Source organism: Caballeronia sp., assembly GCF_028292365.1.
Lineage (GTDB): Bacteria > Pseudomonadota > Gammaproteobacteria > Burkholderiales > Burkholderiaceae > Caballeronia.
In genome coordinates, this window is record NZ_JAQGMM010000462.1 from 1 (window position 1) to 3,460 (window position 3,460).

Sequence of the window (3,460 nt, forward strand, 5' to 3'; positions counted from 1 at the left end):
GCCGGTCATGCTCATGAGGCCGCTCATGCCTTGCGCGATGAGATCGAAGCCGCCTTTGTCGGCCATCGGTCCGCTGCGTCCGAAGCCGGAAATCGCGCAATAGATCAAGCCGGGATTCTCGGCCCTGAGCGCTTCATACCCCATGCCGAGTTTTTCCATCGTGCCGCGCCGATAGTTCTCGGTGACGACATCGGCGGTGGCCAGCATCTTGCGCAGTACTTCGCGGCCGCCGTCGGTCTTGAGGTTGATCGCAACGCCACGCTTGTTGCGGTTCACGATCATGAACGACGCCGATTCGCCGCCTTCAAGGATGGGCGCGAAACGGCGGCAATCATCGCCGCCTGGAATCTTCTCGACCTTGATGACATCGGCGCCCATGTCGGCGAGCATCATTCCGCAGATGGGTCCGGACATGATGTGAGCCAGTTCGATGACACGCATCCCGCTAAGCGGGCCTTTGCTGCCTGTTTCTGATTCGAGCATTTCAACGCCCCTTGAATTCCGGTTTGACCTTGTCGAGGAAGGCTTGATACCCGGTACGAAAGTCCTCCGTGCCAAAGCACGCGAAACCTTCGTCGCGCTCCTCGGGCGTAAGCGGCGCCGGGTTCATCGCGCGCATGACGAACTGCTTGTGCCAGCGTGCGACCAAAGGCGCGCCCTCGGCAATCCGGGCAGCAGTTGAAAGCGTCTCGGCGGTGACCTGATCGTCGGCGACGACCCGCGTAACGAGTCCTTTGGCCAGTGCTTCTTGTGCTCCGAAAATGCGCCCTTCCAGCAGGATTTCGAGCGCGACGGCGCGACCCGCGAGTTGCACAAGCGCATCGAGTTCGGCGTGCGCCATCACCAGGCCGAGGTTCTTGATCGGCACGCCGAAGCGGCTGGATTCGCCGCAGATTCGCAGATCGCACATGGCGGCAATCTCAAGTCCCCCGCCCACGCAGATGCCGTGAATCATCGCGACAATCGGATGCCTGCATGCACCCAGCGACGACAACGTGCGATGCATGATCGCCCCATAAGCACGGGCTTGCTCGACGTTGGATCGATCGGTCCGGAACTCGGCTATGTCGTTGCCCGGCGAGAAGGCTTTCTCGCCGGCGCCGCGCAGGATGATGCAGCGGATGGTGTCATCGGCGGAGAGCGCATCAATAGCCTCTCCCAACGACTGCCAAAGCGGCTTGGTCATTGCGTTGAGCTTCGCGGGCCGATCGATGACGACCGTCGCGATGAACCCCTCGCGTTCGATCAAGATGGATGGTTCAGCCACATCGTCTCCTGGAGAAAGAAATAACCGCTTGCGGCGCGAGCGCGCTTTTGAACAAATATCTAAACAAATTTCCTCGCCGGCTCAGCGCCTTCCTTTCCTTCAGCTCCCGCAGCAACATCGTCCAGCGCCCGATCCGGCCGCATGGTGAACGAGAGCACAATGCCGACGCCCATCAGGATCATGGAAACCGTGAAAGGCAGGTTCCAGTTCCCCGTCTTGTCGATCAGGAAACCACCCACAACGGGACTGATAATCGCGGCTAACGCGGAGCCCGAATTCATGATGCCGCTAGCGGTGCCGGCATGCTTCGGGGCGATATCCATCGGCACGGCCCACATGGGTCCGATCGTCATCTCGTTGAAGAAAAATCCGCCGCTCAGGCACACCGCGGCCAACGTGATCGACATATTGGACACCAGCATGATGGGCGCAAGCGAAAGCAGCGTCAGGAGCATGCAGATACCGACCATCACATTACGGGCCATGCGCAGATTCCCGCTGCGCCGCAGGATACGATCCGTGACCGAGCCGCCAAGCCAGTCACCCAGCACGCCAGCAAAAAAGACGCCCGAAGCGAACAATGCCGACTTGCCCAGCTCCATGTGATAGTTGTGGAGAAAGTACTGCGGAATCCAGCCAAGGAAGAGCCACAACACCCAGCCGTAGCAGAAGTACACGGCGGTCACCGGCGCCATCCGTCCCAGCAATGCCCGCCATGGAACCGGCACGCGTTGCTTGACGCCGGAGAACGACGAAAGCGTGGCGCACTCATCGGCGGTAATGCTCTTGTGGTCGCGCGGGTTATCGCGGAAATAAAAGATCCAGACAATCGCCCACAGGAAACTGATGATCCCGGTCACGATGAAAGCACCGCGCCAGCTCGTTGCAATCATCAACCAGACGATCAAGGGCGGCGCTACCGCATTACCAATGCGGGACGCGGCATGCGTGGTCCCTTGTGCAAAGCCGCGTTTATCGGCAGGCATCCAGTTCGACATTGCGCGGGTGGCGGTAGGGAACGTTGCCCCTTCGCCCAGCCCAAGCATCAAGCGCGCAATGATCAGCGACACGAACCCGCCCGCCAGCCCGGTCATGATCGTGGCGCCCGCCCAGATCACCGCGCAGACGGCAAGCGTCCGGCGCGGCCCGAAGCGGTCCCCCACCCATCCACCAATAATCTGGAAGACGAGATACGGATAGGCAAATGCGGAAAAAACAAAGCCGATCTGGACATGCGACAAGTGCAGTTCCGCGCCGAACTGCGAGGCGGCGGTACTGACATTGACACGGTCAATATAGGTAATGAAATACATGGCGCACAGCAGCAACAGCACGCGCGTCGTAGCTCGACGGAACATCATCGTCTCCTTGAGTAGTACGTGCTTCATCAAGGCGCCCACGGGCACCCGAAGCGAACTGCATCCGGAACTTGCTAAAGGTGTACTTAAGCCTTATTGAAGCTTATTGAATGGGCGTTAAATCGATGCTGCGAATCCTGGGTTTGCGTGGTCGTGCCATGCTGGTCTCCTATGCGCGGAATATGACGCCGTCCGCTGTTTATGTGAACCCGTGCTGATCAATAGTCCCTTAGCGCCGCGGCCAATACCTGGGCGACGTGCAGCGCCTTCGCATCCGTGCCGTCCGCTATCTGGTGACGGCAACTGGTGCCGTCGGCAACAATCACTGCATCCTGTGCCTTGCGCACTGCAGGCAGCAACGACAACTCCGCCATTGCCTTCGATGCTTCGTAGTGCTCGGCTTCGTAACCAAAACTCCCGGCCATGCCGCAACACGACGACTCGACCACCGAGACCTCAAGCTGAGGAATCCAGCCGAGCACGGCCTGCACGGGACGAAATACGTCGAAGGCCTTTTGATGGCAGTGACCATGAACCAGCGCCTTCGGCTGAGCGAGGGGTTTCAGCGAAAGTCGCAGGCGTCCCGCCTCTTTCTCGCGGACCAGGAACTCCTCGAACAAGAACGATGACTGCGAGAGCTTGCGTGCTTCATCGCCATAACCGTAGTCGAGGAATTCATCGCGGAAGGAAAGCAGGCACGACGGTTCGAGACCGACAACCGGCACGCCGCGTTCTATATACGGGCGCAATGTGTCCAGCGTTCGGCGCGCTTCGGCCTTCGCTTCGTCGACCCGGCCTGCCGAGAGGAACGTGCGCCCGCAGCACAGCGGCCGCT

4 protein-coding genes are annotated in these 3,460 nt (G+C 60.1%); all 4 read right to left on the reverse strand.

The genetic code is table 11. From position 1 onward, the window contains the following. The coding region (locus JWR14_RS27060) for a CoA transferase (protein WP_299714808.1) at positions 1-441 on the reverse strand (441 nt) is incomplete at its 3' end. 43 nt (positions 442-484) lie between these two features. Continuing rightward, a complete protein-coding gene (locus JWR14_RS27065) occupies positions 485-1,267 on the reverse strand; it encodes an enoyl-CoA hydratase-related protein (RefSeq protein ID WP_299714803.1) in 783 nt (260 codons plus the stop codon). A gap of 59 nt (positions 1,268-1,326) precedes the next feature. Next, on the reverse strand, positions 1,327-2,628 hold the full coding sequence (locus JWR14_RS27070) for an MFS transporter (RefSeq protein WP_299714811.1): 1,302 nt from the start codon (positions 2,626-2,628) through the stop codon (positions 1,327-1,329). 215 nt (positions 2,629-2,843) lie between these two features. Further along, positions 2,844-3,460: heterodisulfide reductase-related iron-sulfur binding cluster (locus JWR14_RS27075; RefSeq protein ID WP_299714806.1), on the reverse strand; the 617-nt coding region annotated here is incomplete at its 5' end.

Coding starts and splice junctions, on each gene's coding strand:
- JWR14_RS27070 (WP_299714811.1), bottom strand. CDS start 2,628: ATGATGTTCCGTCGAGCTACGACGCGCGTGCTGTTGCTGCTGTGCGCC.